13 protein-coding genes and 1 pseudogene are annotated in these 18517 nt (G+C 74.5%); 4 read left to right on the top strand and 10 right to left on the bottom strand.

Annotated features, from left to right (window positions below):
• Window positions 1-2: 2 nt before the first annotated feature.
• The 3 genes from KBX06_RS26100 to KBX06_RS26090 all read right to left on the bottom strand — a co-directional run bounded on the left by KBX06_RS26100 (window position 3) and on the right by KBX06_RS26090 (window position 7233).
• Window positions 3-1190, bottom strand: coding sequence for an AAA family ATPase (locus KBX06_RS26100; protein ID WP_210839586.1), 1188 nt, complete (start codon window positions 1188-1190; stop codon window positions 3-5).
• 113 nt (window positions 1191-1303) lie between these two features.
• The gene (locus KBX06_RS26095; protein WP_210839585.1) at window positions 1304-6373 is read right to left on the bottom strand and encodes a hypothetical protein; all 5070 of its coding nucleotides are present in this window, start codon (window positions 6371-6373) and stop codon (window positions 1304-1306) included.
• Window positions 6374-6378: 5 nt separating this feature from the next.
• Window positions 6379-7233: a DUF4132 domain-containing protein gene (locus KBX06_RS26090; protein ID WP_210839584.1), complete on the bottom strand. Its 855-nt coding sequence runs from the start codon at window positions 7231-7233 to the stop codon at window positions 6379-6381.
• Between the two features lie 299 nt (window positions 7234-7532).
• Here KBX06_RS26090 and KBX06_RS26085 point away from each other — a divergent pair, with 299 nt between their 5' ends.
• Window positions 7533-8588: a hypothetical protein gene (locus KBX06_RS26085; RefSeq protein WP_210839583.1), complete on the top strand. Its 1056-nt coding sequence runs from the start codon at window positions 7533-7535 to the stop codon at window positions 8586-8588.
• 230 nt (window positions 8589-8818) lie between these two features.
• Here KBX06_RS26085 and KBX06_RS26080 read toward each other — a convergent pair whose 3' ends face one another.
• From KBX06_RS26080 to KBX06_RS26070, 3 genes are read right to left on the bottom strand one after another with little or no spacing between them, the layout of a single operon-like run.
• Window positions 8819-9283 (bottom strand): hypothetical protein, encoded by a 465-nt coding sequence (locus tag KBX06_RS26080; RefSeq protein ID WP_210839582.1) that lies wholly within the window; start codon window positions 9281-9283, stop codon window positions 8819-8821.
• The gene (locus tag KBX06_RS26075) at window positions 9258-9896 is read right to left on the bottom strand and encodes an RNA polymerase sigma factor (protein WP_210839581.1); all 639 of its coding nucleotides are present in this window, start codon (window positions 9894-9896) and stop codon (window positions 9258-9260) included. Before KBX06_RS26075 ends, KBX06_RS26080 begins: the two co-directional genes overlap by 26 nt.
• A 31-nt stretch (window positions 9897-9927) precedes the next feature.
• A complete protein-coding gene (locus KBX06_RS26070; protein WP_307854762.1) occupies window positions 9928-11235 on the bottom strand; it encodes a S8/S53 family peptidase in 1308 nt (435 codons plus the stop codon).
• A 187-nt stretch (window positions 11236-11422) separates the two neighbouring features.
• Between KBX06_RS26070 and KBX06_RS26065 the strand changes: the two genes are divergently transcribed.
• Window positions 11423-14053 carry a CHAT domain-containing protein gene (locus KBX06_RS26065; RefSeq protein ID WP_210839580.1) on the top strand — a complete coding sequence of 877 codons (2631 nt, stop codon included), beginning with the start codon at window positions 11423-11425 and terminating at the stop codon, window positions 14051-14053.
• 12 nt (window positions 14054-14065) lie between these two features.
• Here the strand turns inward: KBX06_RS26065 and KBX06_RS28130 are convergent, their stop codons facing one another.
• The 3 genes and pseudogenes from KBX06_RS28130 to KBX06_RS26055 all read right to left on the bottom strand — a co-directional run bounded on the left by KBX06_RS28130 (window position 14066) and on the right by KBX06_RS26055 (window position 16223).
• Entirely contained in the window at window positions 14066-15109 is a 1044-nt protein-coding gene (locus tag KBX06_RS28130; protein ID WP_307854761.1) for a cation transporter, read from the bottom strand.
• A gap of 290 nt (window positions 15110-15399) precedes the next feature.
• Window positions 15400-16002, bottom strand: a pseudogene (locus tag KBX06_RS28125) (CNNM domain-containing protein); the annotation flags it as partial.
• Window positions 16003-16043: 41 nt separating this feature from the next.
• Entirely contained in the window at window positions 16044-16223 is a 180-nt protein-coding gene (locus KBX06_RS26055) for a hypothetical protein (RefSeq protein WP_210839578.1), read from the bottom strand.
• Between the two features lie 235 nt (window positions 16224-16458).
• Here KBX06_RS26055 and KBX06_RS26050 point away from each other — a divergent pair, with 235 nt between their 5' ends.
• A complete protein-coding gene (locus KBX06_RS26050) occupies window positions 16459-16731 on the top strand; it encodes a GlsB/YeaQ/YmgE family stress response membrane protein (RefSeq protein ID WP_210839577.1) in 273 nt (90 codons plus the stop codon).
• A gap of 141 nt (window positions 16732-16872) precedes the next feature.
• The gene (locus tag KBX06_RS26045) at window positions 16873-17820 is read left to right on the top strand and encodes a cation diffusion facilitator family transporter (RefSeq protein WP_210839576.1); all 948 of its coding nucleotides are present in this window, start codon (window positions 16873-16875) and stop codon (window positions 17818-17820) included.
• Window positions 17821-18002: 182 nt separating this feature from the next.
• On the opposite strand, the gene KBX06_RS26040 is transcribed toward KBX06_RS26045, so the two are convergent.
• A partial coding sequence (locus tag KBX06_RS26040; protein ID WP_210839575.1) for a cellulose binding domain-containing protein occupies window positions 18003-18517 on the bottom strand: 515 nt, incomplete at its 5' end.

Here is an 18517-nt window from a genome sequence, read left to right as displayed (position 1 = left end):
CGTCACCGCAGGTTCTCCCGCAGGTCCCAGAGCCGGCGCCACATCGCCGAGCCGTCCTCGGCGCGGCGACGGACCGGGCCGTCCCAGTAGCCGAGCAGCCGGGCGTGGTCGTTCTGGTCGTCCTTGCGCACCACGCCGAGCAGGTGCCCGGGCACCAGGTCGAGCGCGTCCCCGGCGGGCAGGTACGCGGCCGACAGGCCGAGCGACACCGCCACCTGCACCGCCTCGGCGGTGGACATCACGGTGCCGGGCCGCTCCACGTCCCAGCCCTCGCCCGAGCGGCCGGAACGCAGGTCGCGGAACACGGTGACCAGGGCGTCGAGCACCGCGTCGTCCACCGTGTACGCCGCGCCGGCACGCCGCACGGCGGCGGTGGCCTGCTGGCGGACCAGGTCGGTCTCGACGTCCGCGTCGGCGATCGGGTGGATGGTCTCGAAGTTGAACCGGCGCTTGAGCGCCGAGGACATCTCCGACACGCCCCGGTCCCGCAGGTTGGCCGTGGCGATCACGGTGAACCCGGGCAGGGCGCGGATCAGCCCGTCCCCGGTGCCGGACAGCTCCGGCACGTTCATCCGCCGGTCGGACAGGATGGACACCAGCGCGTCCTGCACCTCGGGCAGGCAGCGGGTGACCTCCTCGATGCGCACCACCCGGCCGGTGCGCATCGCGGTCAGCACCGGCGAGTCGACCAGCGCCTGCGGGGTCGGGCCCTGGGCGAGCAGCAGGGCGTAGTTCCAGCCGTAGCGGAAGGCGTCCTCGGTGGTGCCGGCGGTGCCCTGCACGGTCAACGCGCTGGTGCCGCAGACCGCAGCGGCCAGCAGCTCGGACAGCATGGACTTGGCGGTGCCGGGCTCGCCGACCAGCAGCAGTCCCCGCTCGCCGGCCAGGGTGACCACGCACCGCTCGACCAGGCTCCGCTCGCCGACGAACTTCGCCGGGATGGTCATGCTGGCCGGCAGTTCGGTGCCGTCCGGGCCGGTACGCCGGTCGGCGGGCAGCCTCAGCGCCTCGCCGGCACTGCCCTGGATGAAGGTGACCACGGCGCGCGGGGTCAGCGCCCAGCCCGGTGGCCGGGCCCCGTCGTCGTACACGGCCAGGAAGGCCAGTTCGTCGGCGTAGCGCTGCTCGGCGGAGAGGACCTGGGCGGCGGTCTCCGGCGCCCCGGTCAGGCGGTGGTCCGTCACGGTCACGGGTGTTCCTCGATCTCTCTCTCGGGGTGTTTCGGGACAGGGGTCGGCAGCGCGGTGGTGTCCGCGACGCCCGGGGAGGTCGACGCGGACACCACCGCCGGCGCGGGTACGGGTCAGCGGTGGGTGCCGCGGGCGGGCAGGTTGTCGAAGCGGGGCCGGTCGCCGTCGCGCAGGCGTCGCCAGGCCCGCCGGTAGAGCTCGGCGGCCGGTTCGAACGGCACGGTCACGCCGAGCGCTGCCGTACCGTCGGGGGCGAGGTCGAACAGGGCGGCCTTCCAGCCCTCGATCGGCGCCTGCCCGTTGCCGCGTTCCAGCCACGGGCCGGGCAGGAACAGCGACCGGCCGGCCCGGGACCGGCTGGCCGCGACGACGAGGTCGGTGCCGGCCAGTTCGGCGCGGGCCGCCTTCAGCCGGGCCGGCTTCCAACCGGTCCACTTCGCCGTGTCGCGGTCGGTCGGGTCCGGCATGGCCAGCAGCATGAGGTACGCCGTCGCCGCGTCGGTGCCCAGGCCGTGTTCCCCGGCCACCTCGGCGACCAGGTCGGGCACCGAGCGGGTCGGGTCCTGCGGCCACCAGGTCCCGTCCGCCGCCCGCGCGCCGCCGTGCGGCTCCCCCGGATCGCCGAGCAGCGCCGCGAAGCGTGGGTCACGCACCAGGCGCAGCGCCACCTCGATCGGGTACGGCTTGGCGGCGTCCCCGCGCAGCGCCGGCAGGTACGGGTCCGTCCCGTCAGCGTCGAGCAGGGCCGGCCGCAGCGCGGGCGACGGCTGGTCGTCGTGGGTGGCCAGGACGATGGCGCCGTACCGTTCCCAGCCCGGCGCGGTCTCCGACGGGGTGCCCGCCACCTGGCGGAACGCGGGCAGGGAGACGTACTGATCGAGGTCGAGCAGCAGGCCGGGGTTGGCCAGCCGGTCGCGGATCGCGGCCAGCGCGGCCGGCAGCGCGGCCCGGCACGCATCACCCGCCGGCGTGTGGTGGGCGACCCAGGCCGCCAGCGCGACCGTGGAGCGCAGCACGTGACCGGTGAAGCCCGCCGCCCCGCCGTCGACCGGTCGGACCCGGTCGCCCCGGATCTCGAAGGCCAGGTCGGTGCTCAGCTCGGCCGAGTGGGCCGGGTCGAGCAGCGCCGGCAACGCCTTCGCCGGTTCCCAGCCGGTGCGGACGGCCCGCGTCGCCCCGGCGAGCAACTGTTCGGGCACCACCACCCGGCGCCCCAGGGCGGCGTTCCACACCGCCGCGGCGGCGGCCACGTCCGGGCCGTCGGTCCACAGCCGGGCCGGGTCCTCCGGCAGCAGCGCCGAGACCACGGCCCGCCGCAATCCCGGCCGGGCCTCCCGCAGCACCCCGAAGGCCAGCTTGACCTCCCCGGCCTGCCTGATCCCGAGCGCCCTGCGCAGCTCGACCGGCACGGTGCCGGCCGAGTCCACGTACGGCAGACCGGCCAGCAGCAGCTTCGCGGCGGTGGGGGTGACGCCGGTCAGCTCGGCGAACCGCTCGGCCGCCTCCGGCCGCCAGGGCAGCGGACCGCGCGCGGCCCACTCGGTGCGGAAGCGGGCCAGCCAGTCGGCCGGCCGGCCGTCACCGACCGGCTCCGAGGAGTGCGGCGTGTACGGCTCGGGCACGGCGAACACGCCGGCCGGGTCGTGGTGCAGCGCGTCGAAGAAGTAGCCGGTGGTCGTGCCGCTGGAGTTGAGGACGGCGAGGAACGCCCCGTCGGGCAACGGCAGGATGCCCGGCCTGGGGTAGCGGCGCGATCCGTCGGGGTTCTTCAGGTCGTCGTCGCACAGGTGCAGCCGGCACCGGCGCCACCTCCCGGGCTCGGCCGCCGCGCTCAGGTCGAGCACGTCCAGCTCCGCGAGCAGGGCGCACAGCGTCTCCCGGTGTTCGTCGGGGGTGACCGCCGCCACGGCCCGGTAGGCGACGGCGGCGACACCGCCGAGCAGGGACCACCAGTCCAGCGTGGACGGCAGCGGCGGTCCGTCGAGATGCAGCCGTACGGCGGGGCCGCCTGCGCCGGTGGCGGAGCGCTGGATGGCGAACATCTGGAACTGGGTGAAGGCGTGGGTCGTGGTGCCCGTGCCGTGCACCGAGCCGCGCAGCCCGTCCAGCGCCGCGTTGAGCTGCCTGTCGGTGGGTCCGGCCGCGGTGGCCGCCGGCACCACCGCGACGGGGGCGGACAACGACCTGGTGAGCCGCTCGGTCACCGCGTCCAGGTCGGTACGCACCCGGGCCGCCAGCCGCAGCACCCCGGCCACCCCGGCCAGCACGGCGTCGTGGCTGACCGCCGGCAACGTCGCCCGGACCAGCTCGACCAGCGCGTCGGTGTCTTCGTCGCCGGTGGCGGCAGGCCCGGCGGTGGCGGCAGGCCCGGCGGTGGCGGCAGGCCCGGCGGCGGACGCCGGAAGGGCGACGGGCCGGCCGGTGATCGCCGGCGTCGCCACGGTCGATGCGGATCGCGTCGCCGCGCGGGCCGTGGCCCGCGCGGCCTCTTCGGCCAGGGCGGCGCGGCGCTCGTCGAGAGCGACCTCGAACAGCGCGGCGGCGGTCTCCCGGTCCGTCCGGCGCAGGGCGGTGGAGCCGGCCGGGTCCCGGGGCAGCAGGTTACCGAGGAACGCCGGTGCCGGCAGCGGAACCGCGTTCGGGTCGTAGTCCCGGCTGGACGGCGGTCCGACGGCGGCCGTGACCACCCCGTCCGGGTCGACCAGGACGAAGCCCTTGAGCACGGCCCGGGGCCGGTCGTCGCCGGGCAGGACCAGGGCCGCGATCGGCTCCTGCCCCGCGGCCACGGTGACGGTACGACCGGCCAGGTCCTCGCCGCGTACCGAGCCGTCCGGCAGCGTGACCACCCGCCAGCCGAGCAGGCCGTCCACGGGGACGGCGGCCGGGGTGGCCCGGTCGGACAGGGCCGGGCGCAGCCAGCTGGCCGACTCCCGCAGGCGGCTGCCGCCGACCGGAAGGTCGGCCAGGAACCGGGGCAGAGAGCGCCGGCCGTGGGTGTTGCCGACCGGGTCGTACTCGCGCCAGCCGGGGGTGTCGTCGTCACTGTGCCGGTAGACCCAGTGGGAGGTGCCGTCGGTGATGACCGGCAGCTCGGACGGAACGGCGGTGTCGCCGGCGTGCAGCACGCCGGCGCCGGTGACCCGCCCGCCGCCGGCCAGCGGCAGGGTGACCTCCTTCCTGCGGGGCTGCCTGCCGTGGCAGTCGCCGTGGATGGGCTGCGGTTCGCCCGGCGACGAGTGCCAGTAGCCGCGCAGGTCGTAGTCGAGCGCCTTGGAGCGCCAGTAGACCAACAGCTGGCCGTCGACGTAGTGGTAGCCGGGCTGGCCCCAGGAATCGCCCGTCGGGATGCGCAGGTCGTGGCGGAGCACGATGCCCTCGGCGCCGAGCACGCGCACCGTGGTCGGCCCGCCCAGGATCACGTACGGCCAGGCTTCCTGCCGGGTCACCTCGACCCGACGGTCGCCGCCGGTCACCTCCTGCCAGGCCAGCTCCCAAGCCGGCCAGCCCAGCTCGTCGAAGATCCCGCCGCGCAGGCTGCGGGCGACGCGCTCGGCGAGGTCGACGTCGAGGGCCCGCCCGAGGTCACCGCCGGGACCGGGCGCACCGGATCCGTCGATGTCGTCGGAGACCAGGCGCAGCGCCTCGACCGGGATCCTGCCCAGCCAGTCCACCGACGCCGCCAGGTACGGCAGTCCGGTGGCGAACCGGTCGTGGATCCGCGCCCGCAGCCAGTCGGTCAGCACCGGCCGGACGCCCGGCGTCTCGACCATCCGGCACAGCGCGTCCGGCTGGTCGTCGAGCTGCTCGACACCCCGGCGCAGGGCACCGGTGAACCGGTCGTCGCCGGCCACGGCGAGCAGGTCCCGCTCTCCCCCACGGGTGGCCCAGTTCGCCAGGTCGAGGACGTCGCGGTCCTTCGGCGCGGCCACCGGCAGGTCGAGGGCGAGCAGCAGGTCGAGCAGTTCCAGGTCGCCGTCGGCGTCGAGGGTCTCGCCGCCGTCGGTCAGCTCGACGCGCAGCCGGTCGGCCATCCGCTCGACCAGCGGGTACAACTGCGGCAGGCGGCGGCGATGGCGACGGTGGCCGGAGTTGGCCCGGCTCACGAAGCGGCGCAGCCAACCGACGGAGCCGTCGCGCGGGCGGGCCGCGACGGGCGCGTCCGGGTCGCACAGCCCGCTGAGCGCGCCGGTGTCGGTCAGCAGGGCCAGCCAGGTGACCAGGTCGTCCCGGTCGGCGGGCATCAGGTCGAGCAGGCTGCCGCGGACCGCCGGGTCGCGGCCGGCCAGCGCCGTCACCGCCGGCAGGTGCGCCTTCCACCAGCCGGCGGGCGCCTCGACGGCCACCGGCAACCGGAGCAGCCCGGTCAGGTAGGCCGCCTCACGGTCGGCGACGGCGGCAGCGGCCCTGCCGGCGGCTCTGGTGGCCGTCCGGACGAGCCGGTTCACCGCGGTGGCCGACTGGGTGGACGGGACCACGCCGGCGGCCGCGGCCCGCAGCGCCAGCCGGCAGAACCGCTCCAGCGCCTCGTCGGCCGGCAACTGGGCGGACAGTTCCTTCGCGTAGCCGGCCAACGCGGTCGCGGACACCACCTTGGCCGACGCGAACTCCACGTAGACCTCGTCCAGCCGGTGCAGGTCGACCGGCAGGCCGTGCTGCGCCTCCGCCTTGCGCGCCTTGTTGAACAGTTGCGTCGCGTACGCGTCCTGCCCGGCGGCCAGGAACACCCGTGCCGCCTGCTCGAAGAACGTCGGCAGGAAGTGCGGCAGCGTACGCGCGAACCGGTCGGCGATGCTCTGGTACGCGTCCAGGGCGGCCTTCGGGCGCGATCGCACCTGCTTGGCCAGCTTCTGCAACTCCGGTACCACCGCCAACGCGTGCCGGCCGTCCGCCGGGTGGTGCACCAGCACCCACTCCGGGAAGGCCAACGGGCGGCGGGGCCCCAGCCCGACGACGACCGGCTCGGCGCCCGGTGTCAGGCCGAGGAACTCGAGGGCGATGTCCTCGCCCTCGCCCAGTGCGGCGTCGACCAGGCGGACCACCTGCCGGTCGTCGAGGGCCGGGTGTCGGTAGGTGCGGGCGGTGAGGGGAACCGCCCGCTCCGCTGCCCCGGCGGTGCCGGTCGGTAGCACCGCGCCGGCGGTCAGCAGGCTCTCGACCGGGTATCCACCCGTGGTCGTGGTCATCCCGGTCACGCCTTCTTCCCCGTTCCGGTCACGGCACCGGACAGGGCCGTCGCCATCCGCATTCCTTCCGACCAGGCCACCGGCCCGACCTCGGCCAACCGCAGCGTCGGTCCGTCCACGACCGCCCAGGAGAGGGCGCCCAGGGTGGCCTCGGAGTCCCAGTAGTCCTCGTCGAAGGACAGGGCGGCCTCGATCGTGCGGCCGGCTTCCCAGACGCGGCACCGGATCTGCGAGCCGGAGACCCGGAAGCCGGACGTGGCGGCCCGGGCGGCCAGCCGGTTGGGGACCGTGGTGCCACGGAAGTCGGTGATCGTGGTTTCCTGCGGCCTGAGGTTGTCGGGTCTGTCCCAGGTGCCCCGGTGCAGCTGCTCGATCCGCTGGGTCACGTCCAGTTCGTCGGCGAACTCGCGCAGGTCGGCCAGGTCGGGCAGGCGCACCGGGTGGGGCAGCGTGGCGGTCGCCGGCGAGAGCCGCACGGTGTCCCCGTCGAGGTTGACCACGCGCAGGTCGCCGCTGTCGGTGACGTCGCGCAGGAAGCCGGACTCGGCCGGGTCGCCGCCGAGCACCACGAGGTCGCGCAGCGCGTCCTGCCAGGCCGGGTCCGGCCAGACCCGGGCCAGCAGCCCGGTCGGCACCGGCAGCGAGGACACCACCCAGGCGTCGACGCGGGCCTGACATTCGGCGGCGTGCCGGTCCAGCCACTGGCCGAGCTGGCGCAACCGGTCCACCTCGGGGTCGTCGCGCAGCGCCTTCGGCAGAGTCTTCAGTGGACGGCCACCGGCGCGGCCGGTGGACCGGGCCGCCACCCTTCCGTCCACGAGAGAGATCTCGTACGAGTCCCCCACCGGTAGCCAGCCCATCAGGAACACCCTCCGCAGTGGCAGAACAGCCAGATTTCGCCAGCAATCGGCCGTGATCGACAACGAGGGCACGCTAACAGTAGTGACCGACACGACAGCGACCCATCGGCCGAGCAGCCGGAGCCGAGGCACATCCGCCGCTACGCGGCCTTCGCCGGCTTGATGCCAACCATCGCCATCTGACATCGTCCGCGGACGACAGATGTATCTATCTCGGTCGATCGGGCTCCGTAAGGATGTCCACCCGCCCACGCCGCCGACCCGGGGCGTCCGGCGAATCCCCAGCACCGGGAGGAAATGTGTCCACCAGACTCACAGGAAGAGCGCGACGTTCGACCCTCGCCCTGCTCACCGGCGCGGCCCTGGCGACGCTGTTGTCCGTCACCGCAGCCGGCGCCGCGCCGCTGGCCGGCCCGGCGGACAGCCGCGACGGGGGCGCCACCACCGCCGCCGCGGTCGACGTGTACATGAAGGACACGCCCGCCGACGTGGGGCTCGAGCCGCACGCGCTCGAGCCGCTCTGGCAGAGCGCGGACATCAAGGTCTGCCACACCGCCATCGAGTGCGCGACCAGTCAGAACCCGATCGTCGGCCAACGGAACTACATCTTCATCAACCTGCGCAACCCCGGCCCGTACGGCGACAGCGTCATGGAACAGGGCACGATCTGGGTCTACCGGACCACGCCCGGCGGCGGAGCGGCCTGGCCCGGCGCGTGGACGCAGATCGGGGCGATGGCGGTGCCGGTCTACCCGGGCGCCACCTCGGTGACGATCCCGTGGGACAACGTGCCCGGCCCGGGTCACTTCTGTCTGCTGGCCCGCTGGGTCTCCGCGAACGACCCGATGACCTTCGAGGGACCTGACATCGGCGTCAACACCCGCCACAACAACAACATCGCCTGGCGCAACGTCAACTCCGTGGCGGTGACCGCCGGCGGTCAGGCGCAGACCCGCCCGTTCGCCATCGGCAACACCCTGACCCGGCCGGCCCGCAGCAGCGTGGTCTTCGGCCAGACCGGCGCCCCGTTCCAGGCCGCCGGCGGCCGGCTCGTCGCCGACCTCGGGCCGACCCTCTTCGAGCGCTGGGTCAGGGGTGGCAAGGCCGGCAAGGGTGTCCGCGAGGTGGGCCGCAACCAGGTCGAGATCGTCGACATCGGCCAGGCCAGCCTCGACAACCTGGAGCTCAACCCCGGTGAGCGGCTCGCCTTCTCGCTCAACTTCACGGCGACCGTGCCGACCTGGGAGAGGACCGCCGTCACCGTGACCCAGATCGGCCCGGACACCACCGGTGCCGCGCGGGCCGACCTCGGCGGCGTCCGGTACGACGTCACGGTGACCCAGCGGGCCAGGTAGCCGTCCCCGGGGGGTAGGGACGGAGGTCGCGGACGGGGCCCGCGACCTCCGTCCACCTGTCCGGCCGGGTCAGCGGCAGACCCGCGTCGTCCGGCGGCGGGCCGGGACGGCGGTGACAGCAGGACGTACGGCATCGTCTCGTCGGATCGGCTCACGCCCGGCACTCACGACGGTGCCCGGCGCCGGCCCGCTCACGGCGGTGACCGGCCCCGGCCCGCCCGGTGCCCGGCTCAGCGCAGGCTGACCCAGGCGGTCGCCACCGCGTAGCCGGCGGTGCGGGCGCAGAGCTGGACCGGGCCGGTGGGCGGCACACCCATCGAGAAGAAGCCCACGGCGTCCACGGGCACCTCCTCGTACGGACCGGCCGACGTCCGAGCGGTGACCCGCCCGCCTCGCGCCGGCGAGAGCTGCCCGACGATGCCGGCCCGGGTCACCTCGATCTCGACCACGACCCCGCCGCAGCGGAACGTCAGCGTACGGACCGAGCCGGCGGACCGGGTCAGACCGGCCGGCTCCGGGTCGCAGGACGAGTCGAACGTCAGCTCGGCGAGGGCCAGCTCGGCGTCGACGGTCCGCCAACCGAACGCGGCCCGGGCGGCGACCAGGAACTCCTCCGGCACCGGGTCGGCGTCTCGCAGGGCCGCTCTCAGATCGGCCAGCAGGGCGTCGTCAGCGGCTGGCGGCCACGGCTCCATCCCGGTCACCTCCGCTTCCGTCGTGCCCTCGGCCCGCCCCGAGGAACGGGGCGAGTGCCGGACAGTTCCGCAGCCTGTGCAGGCACCGGGCCTGGGTCGGACCGACGCTGCCCACCGGCATGTCCAGCCGCGCGCCGATCTCGCGGTAGCTGACCGGCGGATCGGCCATCAGCAGGGCGAGCAGCTCCCGGCAGCGCGGCGGCAACTGCGCGAACGCCTCGCGCAGCGCCTGCTGCCGCTCGACGCGCAGCAGGTCCTCGTCCGGGGTGGCCGGGTCCACCAGCAGGGACGCGCCGACGTGCCCGTCGACGGAGTCGTCGTACGGGTCGAACGGCTGGGTCCGCCGGCCGAGGCGCAGCAGCCGGTAGCACTCGCGTCGGGTGGTGGTGATCAGCCAGGCGGGCAGGGCGTTCGACTCCCGCAGCCGTGCGAGGTGCTCCACGGCGCGCAGCCAGACGGTCTGGTTGACGTCCGCCGCGTCGGTCTGGTCGAGTCCGTGGGACCGGATCACCGAGAGCACCAACGGGGTGTAGCGGCGGACCAGCTCGCCCCACGCCCGTTCGTCACCGCAGCAGGCGGCGGCGACCAGCCCGACCGTGCCGCGCTCGCTCATCGGGACGCCACCCGTCGCGCCGGGGCCGGCCTCACGCGACGAGTACGCCGTAGTCGGGATGCCAGCGGGGGCCGGCGGTCAGCGCGGCGTGGGCCGCCTCGGCGCTGAGCCCGGCGCTGGTCATCAGCGCGGCCAGCCGCCCGGCGACGTGGCCGGTGGCGAACGAGGTGCCGGCCCAGGCGGCGAAGCCGTCGAAGTAGCGGGTCGGCTGGCCCGGCAACTGGAGCCGGCCCCTGACGTAGGTGCTGCTCCGGTCCCCCAGGGTGCAGGCGTCCACCCACGACCCGTGGTTGCTGTACGACGCCGGCACCGGGCCGCCGGGACCGGCGCTGACCGCGCCCACCGCCAACACCCCGTCCAGGGCGGCCGGCCACGCCCGCCGGCTGGTGCCGGCGTTGCCCGCCGACGCCACCACGGCTCTGCCGGGCAGCCCGGCCAGCGCGTCGAGCAGTGGCAGCGGCGGTTGGTCGTCCTGGGTGAAGTAGCCCAGGGAGAGGTTGACGACCGACACCTGCGGACCGAGCCGCCCCAGCGCCGCGACCAGCATCTCCTCGTCGCCCACACCGGTGGCGTTCAGCGCGGTCTCGGGATCGAGGCGTACGCCCGGCGCGGCCTGCCGGACCACGCCGGCGACGAACGTGCCGTGACCGCCCTGGAGCGCCAGCAGGTCCCCGCCGACGTAGACCGCGTCCTCGTCGTCGGCCTCGGGAAGATAGCTGCCGGCCAGCCACTGCGGATGACGGGAGCCGGCCTGCCGCCAGATGCCGGTGTCGCAGATTCCCACCGTCACTCCCGCGCCCTCACCCGCGCGCGCCGGGTCCGGGGCCGGCAGGGCGGCGGCGACCCGGGGCGGGCCGCCCGGGTTGCCCATGATGTTGCCGAAGCCGAGCAGGACGTGGTGCGGCTGGACCAGGGGAACCTGCTGCCCGGGCCACTGCTGCGGGTCGCGGAGCCTGGTCACCACCGACGGGATGTCGGTCTCGGTGGCGAAGCGGAGCCGGGCGACCCCGCCGAAGCCCACCCCCTCGGTGACCGGAAGGCCGTAGCTGCGCAGTCGGTACACCACCCGCGGCACGTCCGGGTGGGCCACCAGGAGCTGCCGGGGCCGGTGGAGGAACTCCCGGCCGGCGACGGCGTACCGACGCACGTCGGGATCGGCGGCCAGGGCCTCCAGGAAGACCCGCTGGTAGGTGGCGTCGGGCGACTCGCCGGCGACGGCCGTTCCGCCTGTCCCGAGGAGACCGAGCGGCGCCGCGGCGGCCAGGGAGGACCAGGCCATGACCTGCCGGCGGGACAACCCGACGGGTGGGCGCGACGCGAGGGGGTCGTCAGACGGCACCGGTCCTCCAGGCGGTCGAAGAGCGTGGTCGGCGACGGGCCGGGGCAGCTACGGAAGCGCGCTGCGAGGCACGGGACGATTATTTCAAAGGATAGTCGGGTGTCAATTGGTCGTCGTCGCGGCGACGGATTCCCGATGCCTTCCGGCGCGATTGACCTGGGAGCTGGACTACGGGATTCTCCTTGGCATGGCCGACAGTGCCGGTTCCGGTGCCGGCACGGCCCAGGCCGCGCTCGACGCGGTCCAGCGCTACCCCCGCGAGGCGATCACGATCGGCCGGCGGGTCCTCGCCGCCGGCCACCCCGACGCCGACGAGCGTTCCACCGCCGAACGCGCCGTCGGGCTGGCCCTGCGGGAGACGAACGACCTGCCGGGGGCGCTGCGGCACCTGCGCCGCGCGGTGCGGGTCGCCGGCTCGCCCCGGGTGCGGGCACTGGCCCGGATGAGCCTCGGTTACGTCCTGGCCAACGCCGGACGCACCGGCGCCGCGCTACGCGCGGTGACCCTGGCCCTGCCCCTGCTGACCGGCGCCGACGCCGGCCGGGCCCGGATGCAGCGGGGCGTCGTGCTGCACTACCGGGGGCGGTTCGACGAGGCGGTCCGCGACTACGGCATCGCGGTGGAGATCGCCCAACGGGAGGGTGACCTGCTGCTGGAGGCGCGGGCGCGCAACAACCGTGGGCTCCTCAACGCCCATCGGGGCACCGGGCGGGACGCCGACGACGACCTGTCCCGCTCCGCGGCCATCTTCGGCCGGCTCGGGCTCGACCTGGCCGCCGCCGACGTCCGCTGGAACAGCGGCATCGCCGCCGGGCAGCGCGGCGACGTGGCGGGCGCGCTGCGCGGCTTCGCCGCCGTCGACGAGGAGTACCGCCGGCTGTCGGTGCCCCGGCCGGCGCTGCTGTTGGACCGGTTCGAACTGCTGCTCTCGGTGCCGCTGGTCGACGAGGCGGTCGAGGTCGCCAACACCGCCGTGACGGAGCTGCGCCGGCGGGGCATGGCCTCGGATCTCGCCGAAGCGCTGCTGGCCCGCGCCCGGGCGGCCCTGCTCGCCGCCGACCTGGACACCGCCGCGACCGCCGCCGTCTCGGCGCGGGCCCGCTTCCGTCGGCAGGGACGCCGCACCTGGGCCGCCTTCGCCCGGCACGTCGAGCTGCGCGCCGAGTTCGCCCGGGGCACCCGCTCGACCGCGCTGCTCACCGCCATGGTGCGAACCGCCGGGCAGCTCGACGCCACCGGCTGGCCCTCGCCGGCCCTGACCACCCGGATCGAGGCCGGCCGGCTGGCCGCGGCGTTGGGTCGACCCGCCCGGGCGGCCGAGTTGCTGGCGGTGGCGGCCCGCGCGCACCGCCGGGGCACCGCGCCGCACCGGGCCCAGGGCTGGTACGCGCTGGCCCTGCGCCGTCGGCTCGACGGTGACCTGCGGGGCGCGGCCCGGGCCCTGCGTCGGGGGCTGGCGGTGCTCGACGGCCACCGGGCGTCCCTGGGTGCCACCGAGCTACGCGCACACAGCGGGGCGTACGGGCAGGAGCTGGCCGCCGAGGGGCTGGACCTCGCGGTACGCACCGGCACGCCCGCCCAGGTGCTGGCCTGGGCGGAACGCTGGCGGGCCAACGCCCTGCGGATGCGCGCGGTGCAGCCGCCGCAGGACCCGGGGCTGGCCGCCGCCCTCGCCGAGCTGCGGATGGTCAGCACCGCCCTGGAGGACGCGTTGCTCGGCGGCCACCCGGTGCACGCGCTGCGGCGCAGCCAGGGTCGACTCGAGCAGCGCATCCGGGAGCTGGCGCGCGGAGTGGACGGCCGAGCCCGGGGCGCCGACGGCGCCGGCCTGCTGGCACCGACCACGGTGCGCGCCCTCGCCGCCGCGCTCGGCGACGCCGTGCTGCTGGAGCTGGTGGCGCACGGGCCACGGCTGCGGGCGGTACTCGTCCGCGACGGCCGGACCAGCCTGCACGACCTCGGCCCGCTCGACGAGGCGCTGGGGCAGGCCCGACTGCACCGCTTCGGGCTGCGCCGGCTGGTCACCACCGGCGACTCGGCCAGCGCCCGGGCCGGCGTAGAGTTCGCCGCCACCGCGCTGGACCGGCAGCTCTTCGACCCGGTACGCCGGCTGCTCGACGACCGGCCACTGGTGGTCGTCCCGATCGGCGCGCTGCACGCCGTGCCGTGGCCCGGCCTGCCGACCTGCGCCGGCCGCCCGGTGACGGTGGCGCCGTCGGCGACGGTCTGGTTGCGCGCCACCGCTCGGACCGTCCCGACCGGTGCGCCGGTGCTGGTGGCCGGGCCCCGGCTGCCTGCCGCCGAGACCGAGGTACGCCAGCTCGGCGCGGCCCTGCCCGGCGCGCGCCACCTCACCGGCCGCGCCGCCACCGCCGACACGGTCACCGACGCGCTGAACGGGACGGCGCTGGCGCACATCGCCGCACACGGCACCTTCCGCGCCGACAACCCGCTCTTCTCCGCGCTGGAGTTGGCCGACGGGCCGTTGACCGCGTACGAGTTGGAGCGGCTGACCCGCCCACCGGGCTGCGTCGTGCTCTCCGCGTGCGACTCCGGCCTCTCCGGGGTCCGGCCGGGCGACGAGGTCATGGGCTTCACCGCCGTGCTGCTGGCCCTCGGTGCCCGCAGCCTGATCGCCACCGTCTTGCCGGTCCCGGCGAACCTGACCACCGCGCTGATGCTGGACCTGCACCGACGGATGCGCGCTGGCGCTGCCCCGTCGGTGGCGCTCGCCGACGCCCAGCGTGCCTTCGCCAGCGGTGGTGGCGGCGCCGCCCACGCCACCGCCGTCGCCTTCGTCTGCTTCGGCGCCGGCTGAGCGGCGGGGCGTCTAGAAGGCGAGGATGAGGGTCATCGCCGCGTAGCTGGCCAGCAGCAGGACGCCTTCGAAGCCGAGCCGCCCCCAGCCGCAGGCCTGGCGGACGAGGAGACCGCCGAGGAGGGTGGCGGTCATGAAGAGAGCGGTGGCGGTGACGAAGAGCTCCTCGGTTCCGGCCGTGTGGTAGATCGAACCGCGACGGTAGGCGATGTCGCCGACGACCAGGTTCAGGGCATCGAGACTGTTGCCACCGAGGACGGCGGCGATGGCGAGGGTGGGGGCACCACGTCGGACGGCAGCGACGGCGGTGACGGTCTCGGGCAGCGCGTTGACCGCGCCCATCAGGATCGCGCCGATGAAGCCGGCGCTGAGCCCGGTGAGGACGACGAGACTCTCCGCCGCGAGGGCGATGGCCCAGCCACCGACGGCGACGATCAACCCGACGGCGACGAACCGGCTCCACAGCCAGGACGCCGTGCGCTGGTCGAGCTTGCCGTGTGCGTGCGGAACGTCGGGGAGCGTTTCCGTGGTGGCGACAGCCTGCCACAGCGGGCTGGCTCCGGTCCTGCGGATGAGGTGCAGGCCCCCGAGGTAGCAGCCGATCATGGCGAGTGAGGCGGGGTGCAGGCCGGCGACGTTCGTGTTCGGGGCGAAGGTTCCGAGCAGTGCGAGGGCCAGCATGGCGATGAGCAGGGTGCCGAAGAGCACGTTCGACAGGGACGCGGCGGCGTGCTCCAGGTTGACACGGCGATGGAAGGCGTCGGCGACCGCGACCGCGGTGGTCTGGGCGGCGATACCGCCCACGGCGTTGCTGTAGCCGAGTTGCGGCTGGTCGGTCGCGGCGGTGACGGCGGTCATCACGATCCCGGACAGGGAGGTGGCCAGGCCGAAGAACACGGCGCCGAAGAACGCCTCACCCCACCCGGTGCGGTCGGCGAGGGTGTCGCCCAGGGTGACCAGTCGGATGCTCCCGAGCACGGTGAGGGTGCCCGCGACCAGGAACACGGCGGCGCTCCATCCCAAGGGCCAGGGCAGACTGGTGAGAACCTCCGGCACCGGCGGCGGTTTCCCCGATCAGCGGCAGAAATGCGTACGTCGTACTGCTCCGGCGCGTTCGGACCCGATCGTCGCGGCCGGCGCGTCGAGTTCTCACCGACGTCTTCGAGGGCGGCCAACCCGAGGATCTGTCCGGTGGTGTCGACGATCGTGGCGAGGTGGGCGCCGCGGTGTTGCATGACGGTGAGGGCGTCGCCCAGCGGCCGCTGGGCGTCGAGGGTGACCAGCGGGCGGATCAGGCCGGGGTCGAGGGGCTGGTCGTGCCGCTCGGCCGGCAGTCCGAGGACGTCCTTGACGTGCACGTAGCCGGCCGGCCGACCGTCCGGGTCGGTGAGCGGGAACCGGGAGTAGCCGGTCGCCGCGCACTGGCGTTCCAGCTCGGCCGCGGTGGTGTCCTGCGGCAGGGTCACCAGGGACGACAGCGGCAGCGCCACGGTGGCGGCATCCTGGTCGTTGAAGGCCAGCGCACCCGTGAGCAGGTCGTGCTCGTCCTGGTCGAGCAGCCCCTCCTGTCGGGACTGGGCGATGAATTCGGCGTTCTCCTCGTTGGTGAAGGTCGAGGCGACCTCGTCCCTGGGGGTGACCCGCAGCAGCCGCAGGACGGCGTTGGCGATCTGGTTGAGCAGCCGGATCAGCGGGCGCAGGACGGTGACGATGCCGTCGAGCACGGGGCCCAGGACCAGCGCGGAGCGTTCGGGGCCGGCGAGGGCGATGTTCTTGGGCACCATCTCCCCGAGGACCATGTGCAGGAACACCACGAGGGCCAGGGCGATGGTGAACGCGGAGACGTTCTCCATCGGCCGCAGGGTGAGGCGCGCGACGGACGAACCGGCCGCCGCCCGCGGCTCGACCTGGGTACGGCGGGCGGAGATGAGGGCGAACTCCGCGCCCACGAAGAACGCGTTACCGGCCAGTAGAATCGCGGCGACGTCGCTCACGACCGGGCTTCCTCGGGGTGCTGGTCGACGGGGGCGGGGACGCGGCGGAGTGTCAGCCGGTCCACGCGGCGACCGTCGAGCCGGGTGACGGTGAGTTCGGCGCCCGCTGGGCTCGGCAGGCCGTCGGCATCGGGGTGGTTCCGATCGGCGGCGGCCACGGTGATGGCGTCCTTCACCCGGGGTAGGCAACCCGTACTTCCGCACCGCCAACGCCCTGGTCGCTCTCACCGGCGCGGAGTAGCACCACGCGGATGCCCGGTGGTCGGAGGAACCCCGCAGGTCACCGGGCATCCGTCCGTCTCACGCCGGCTCTGCCGGAGTGCCCGGTGGCTGGAGCGACGGTGTTTCGGCCCCTGACGGAGGGGGCAAGGATCGCAGCCGACCACACATTCCTCCGGAGGGACGGCTCTCGTGGAAGTTACCGGCTTCTTCACCGCGATCATCATCGGCCTGATCATCGGCGCGCTGGGTCGGCTGGTCGTACCGGGCAAGCAGAACATCCCGATCTGGCTGACCCTGCTCATCGGCGTGGTCGCCGCGATCCTCGGCACCCTCGTCGCCGGCGCCCTCGGCGTCGACGACACCAGGGGCATCGACTGGATCGAACTGGCCCTCCAGATCGTCTTCGCCGCGATCGGTGTGGCCGTCGTCGCCGGCGCCTACGGCCGCCGCCGGGTCCACTGACCTGGACAGCGCGTACGCCGGCCCGTCCCTTAGGGGGACGGGCCGGCGCGTGCTCGGACGCGATGCTGGTGGAGGACTCTGACGTACGGGTGTCGTCGCGCGGACGCCCCGATCGACGACGTGACGAGGGAGAACGGGCCGATGGCGGCTGAAGGCAGTACCAAGGCCGTGGTGACGGCCCTGATCGCGAACCTGGGCATCGCGGTGAGCAAGTTCGTCGCGGCGGCGATGACCGGTTCGGCATCGATGCTCGCCGAGGGCGTGCACTCGGTCGCGGACTCGACCAACCAGGCGCTGCTGCTGATCGGCGGCAAACGCGCCCGCCGCGCCCCCTCGGCGCTGCATCCGTTCGGGTACGCCCGGGAACGCTACATCTACGCCTTCATCGTCGCGATCGTGCTGTTCAGCATCGGCGGCCTGTACGCCCTCTACGAGGGCTACCACAAGGTCAGCGACCCGCACGAGCTCACCTCACCACTGATCGCCGTCGCCGTCCTGATCATCGCGATCGCGTTGGAGAGCTACGCCCTGTACACCGCCGTGAAGGAGGCCAACAAGGTTCGCGGCAGCCGAGGCTGGGTCTCCTTCGTTCGCCACGCCCGCGCCCCCGAACTGCCGGTGATCCTGCTCGAGGATGCTGGCGCCCTGCTCGGCCTGGTCCTCGCGCTGGGCGGTGTGGGACTCAGCGTGCTCACCGGCAACGCCATCTTCGACGGCATCGCCACCCTGTGCATCGGCGCCCTCCTGGTCGTCATCGCAGTCGTCCTCGCCGCCGAGACCAAGAGCCTGCTCATCGGCGAGGCCGCCCTGCCCGAGGAGATCACCGCGATCCACACCGAACTGGTTTCCACCCCGGGCGTGGACGGCGTCATCCACCTGCGCACCTTGCACCTCGGACCGGAAGAACTCCTGGTCGCGGCGAAGATCGCCATCGGAACCGTCGACCGGGGAGCCGACGTCGCCGCCACGATCGACGACGCCGAGGCGAGGATCCGCAGGGTGCTGCCCACCGCCACGACGATCTACCTCGAACCCGACATCGACCGCCGGTCCGCCCCCGCCCTCGACTCGGCCGGCCACACCGGCTGACCGCCCGCGGGGCGCCGCGCCCCTGGCCGAGGTGCCGCTGCCGGCGCACCGCGCACGCGACCCGGAGGGTCCCCGGCCCGACGACAGGATCGGCGACGCGCGGGGGTGCCCTCCGCGATCCGAACAGCAGCAGGTCGGCGGCCCGGTGCGGGAGTACCTTCCCACGCCGGGCCGCCGACGGTTCAGCTCGCGGTGCAGGTGGGCGTGCCGCTCGGTCCGGTCCCGGTGCCCTGGAAGCCGAACTCGGTGACGGCCCCGGCGGAGAGCCGGCCGTTGTAGTCGACGTTGCGGAACGTCACGGCACCGCTGGCACCGCTGGCGCGCGCGTTCCACGTGTTGGTGACCGTCGCGCCGCCCGGCAGGGTGAGCGCGACCGCCCAACCGTCGATCGCCGTGTCTCCGGCCGTGACGCGGACGGTGGCGACGAAGCCGTCGTTCCACGAGTTCAGCGAGACCGTCGCGGCACAGTCACCGGACGGCGGCGGGGTAGAGGGCGGCGGGGTGGTCGGGGGCGCGGTGGTGGGCGGCGGGGTGCTGCCCGCGTTGAGGGCCTCGAGGGTGGCGGTGTAGGCCGGCTTCTTGTTGCCGTTGCCGTCGAAGAGCAGCGGGGTGCCGCTGGCCCGCCAGGAGTCGGTGTCGCGGATGCCCCAGACGGTGATGCCGGTGCAGCGGGCGACGGCGAGGCAGTCGTTGACCA

The organism is Micromonospora sp. C31, assembly GCF_018070575.1.
Classification (GTDB): Bacteria; Actinomycetota; Actinomycetes; order Mycobacteriales; family Micromonosporaceae; genus Micromonospora.
The sequence above is the reverse complement of the archived record's forward strand: the minus strand, read 5'-3'. Positions and strand labels throughout refer to the sequence as shown.

Excerpts from the sequence above, each read along its gene's own strand:
- KBX06_RS26090 (WP_210839584.1), bottom strand. The coding sequence starts at position 7,233 with ATGGGCTGGCTACCGGTGGGGGACTCGTACGAGATCTCTCTCGTGGAC.
- KBX06_RS26095 (WP_210839585.1), bottom strand. The coding sequence starts at position 6,373 with ATGACCACGACCACGGGTGGATACCCGGTCGAGAGCCTGCTGACCGCC.
- KBX06_RS26045 (WP_210839576.1), top strand. The coding sequence starts at position 16,873 with ATGGCGGCTGAAGGCAGTACCAAGGCCGTGGTGACGGCCCTGATCGCG.
- KBX06_RS26080 (WP_210839582.1), bottom strand. The coding sequence starts at position 9,283 with ATGGAGCCGTGGCCGCCAGCCGCTGACGACGCCCTGCTGGCCGATCTG.
- KBX06_RS26075 (WP_210839581.1), bottom strand. The coding sequence starts at position 9,896 with ATGAGCGAGCGCGGCACGGTCGGGCTGGTCGCCGCCGCCTGCTGCGGT.
- KBX06_RS26065 (WP_210839580.1), top strand. The coding sequence starts at position 11,423 with ATGGCCGACAGTGCCGGTTCCGGTGCCGGCACGGCCCAGGCCGCGCTC.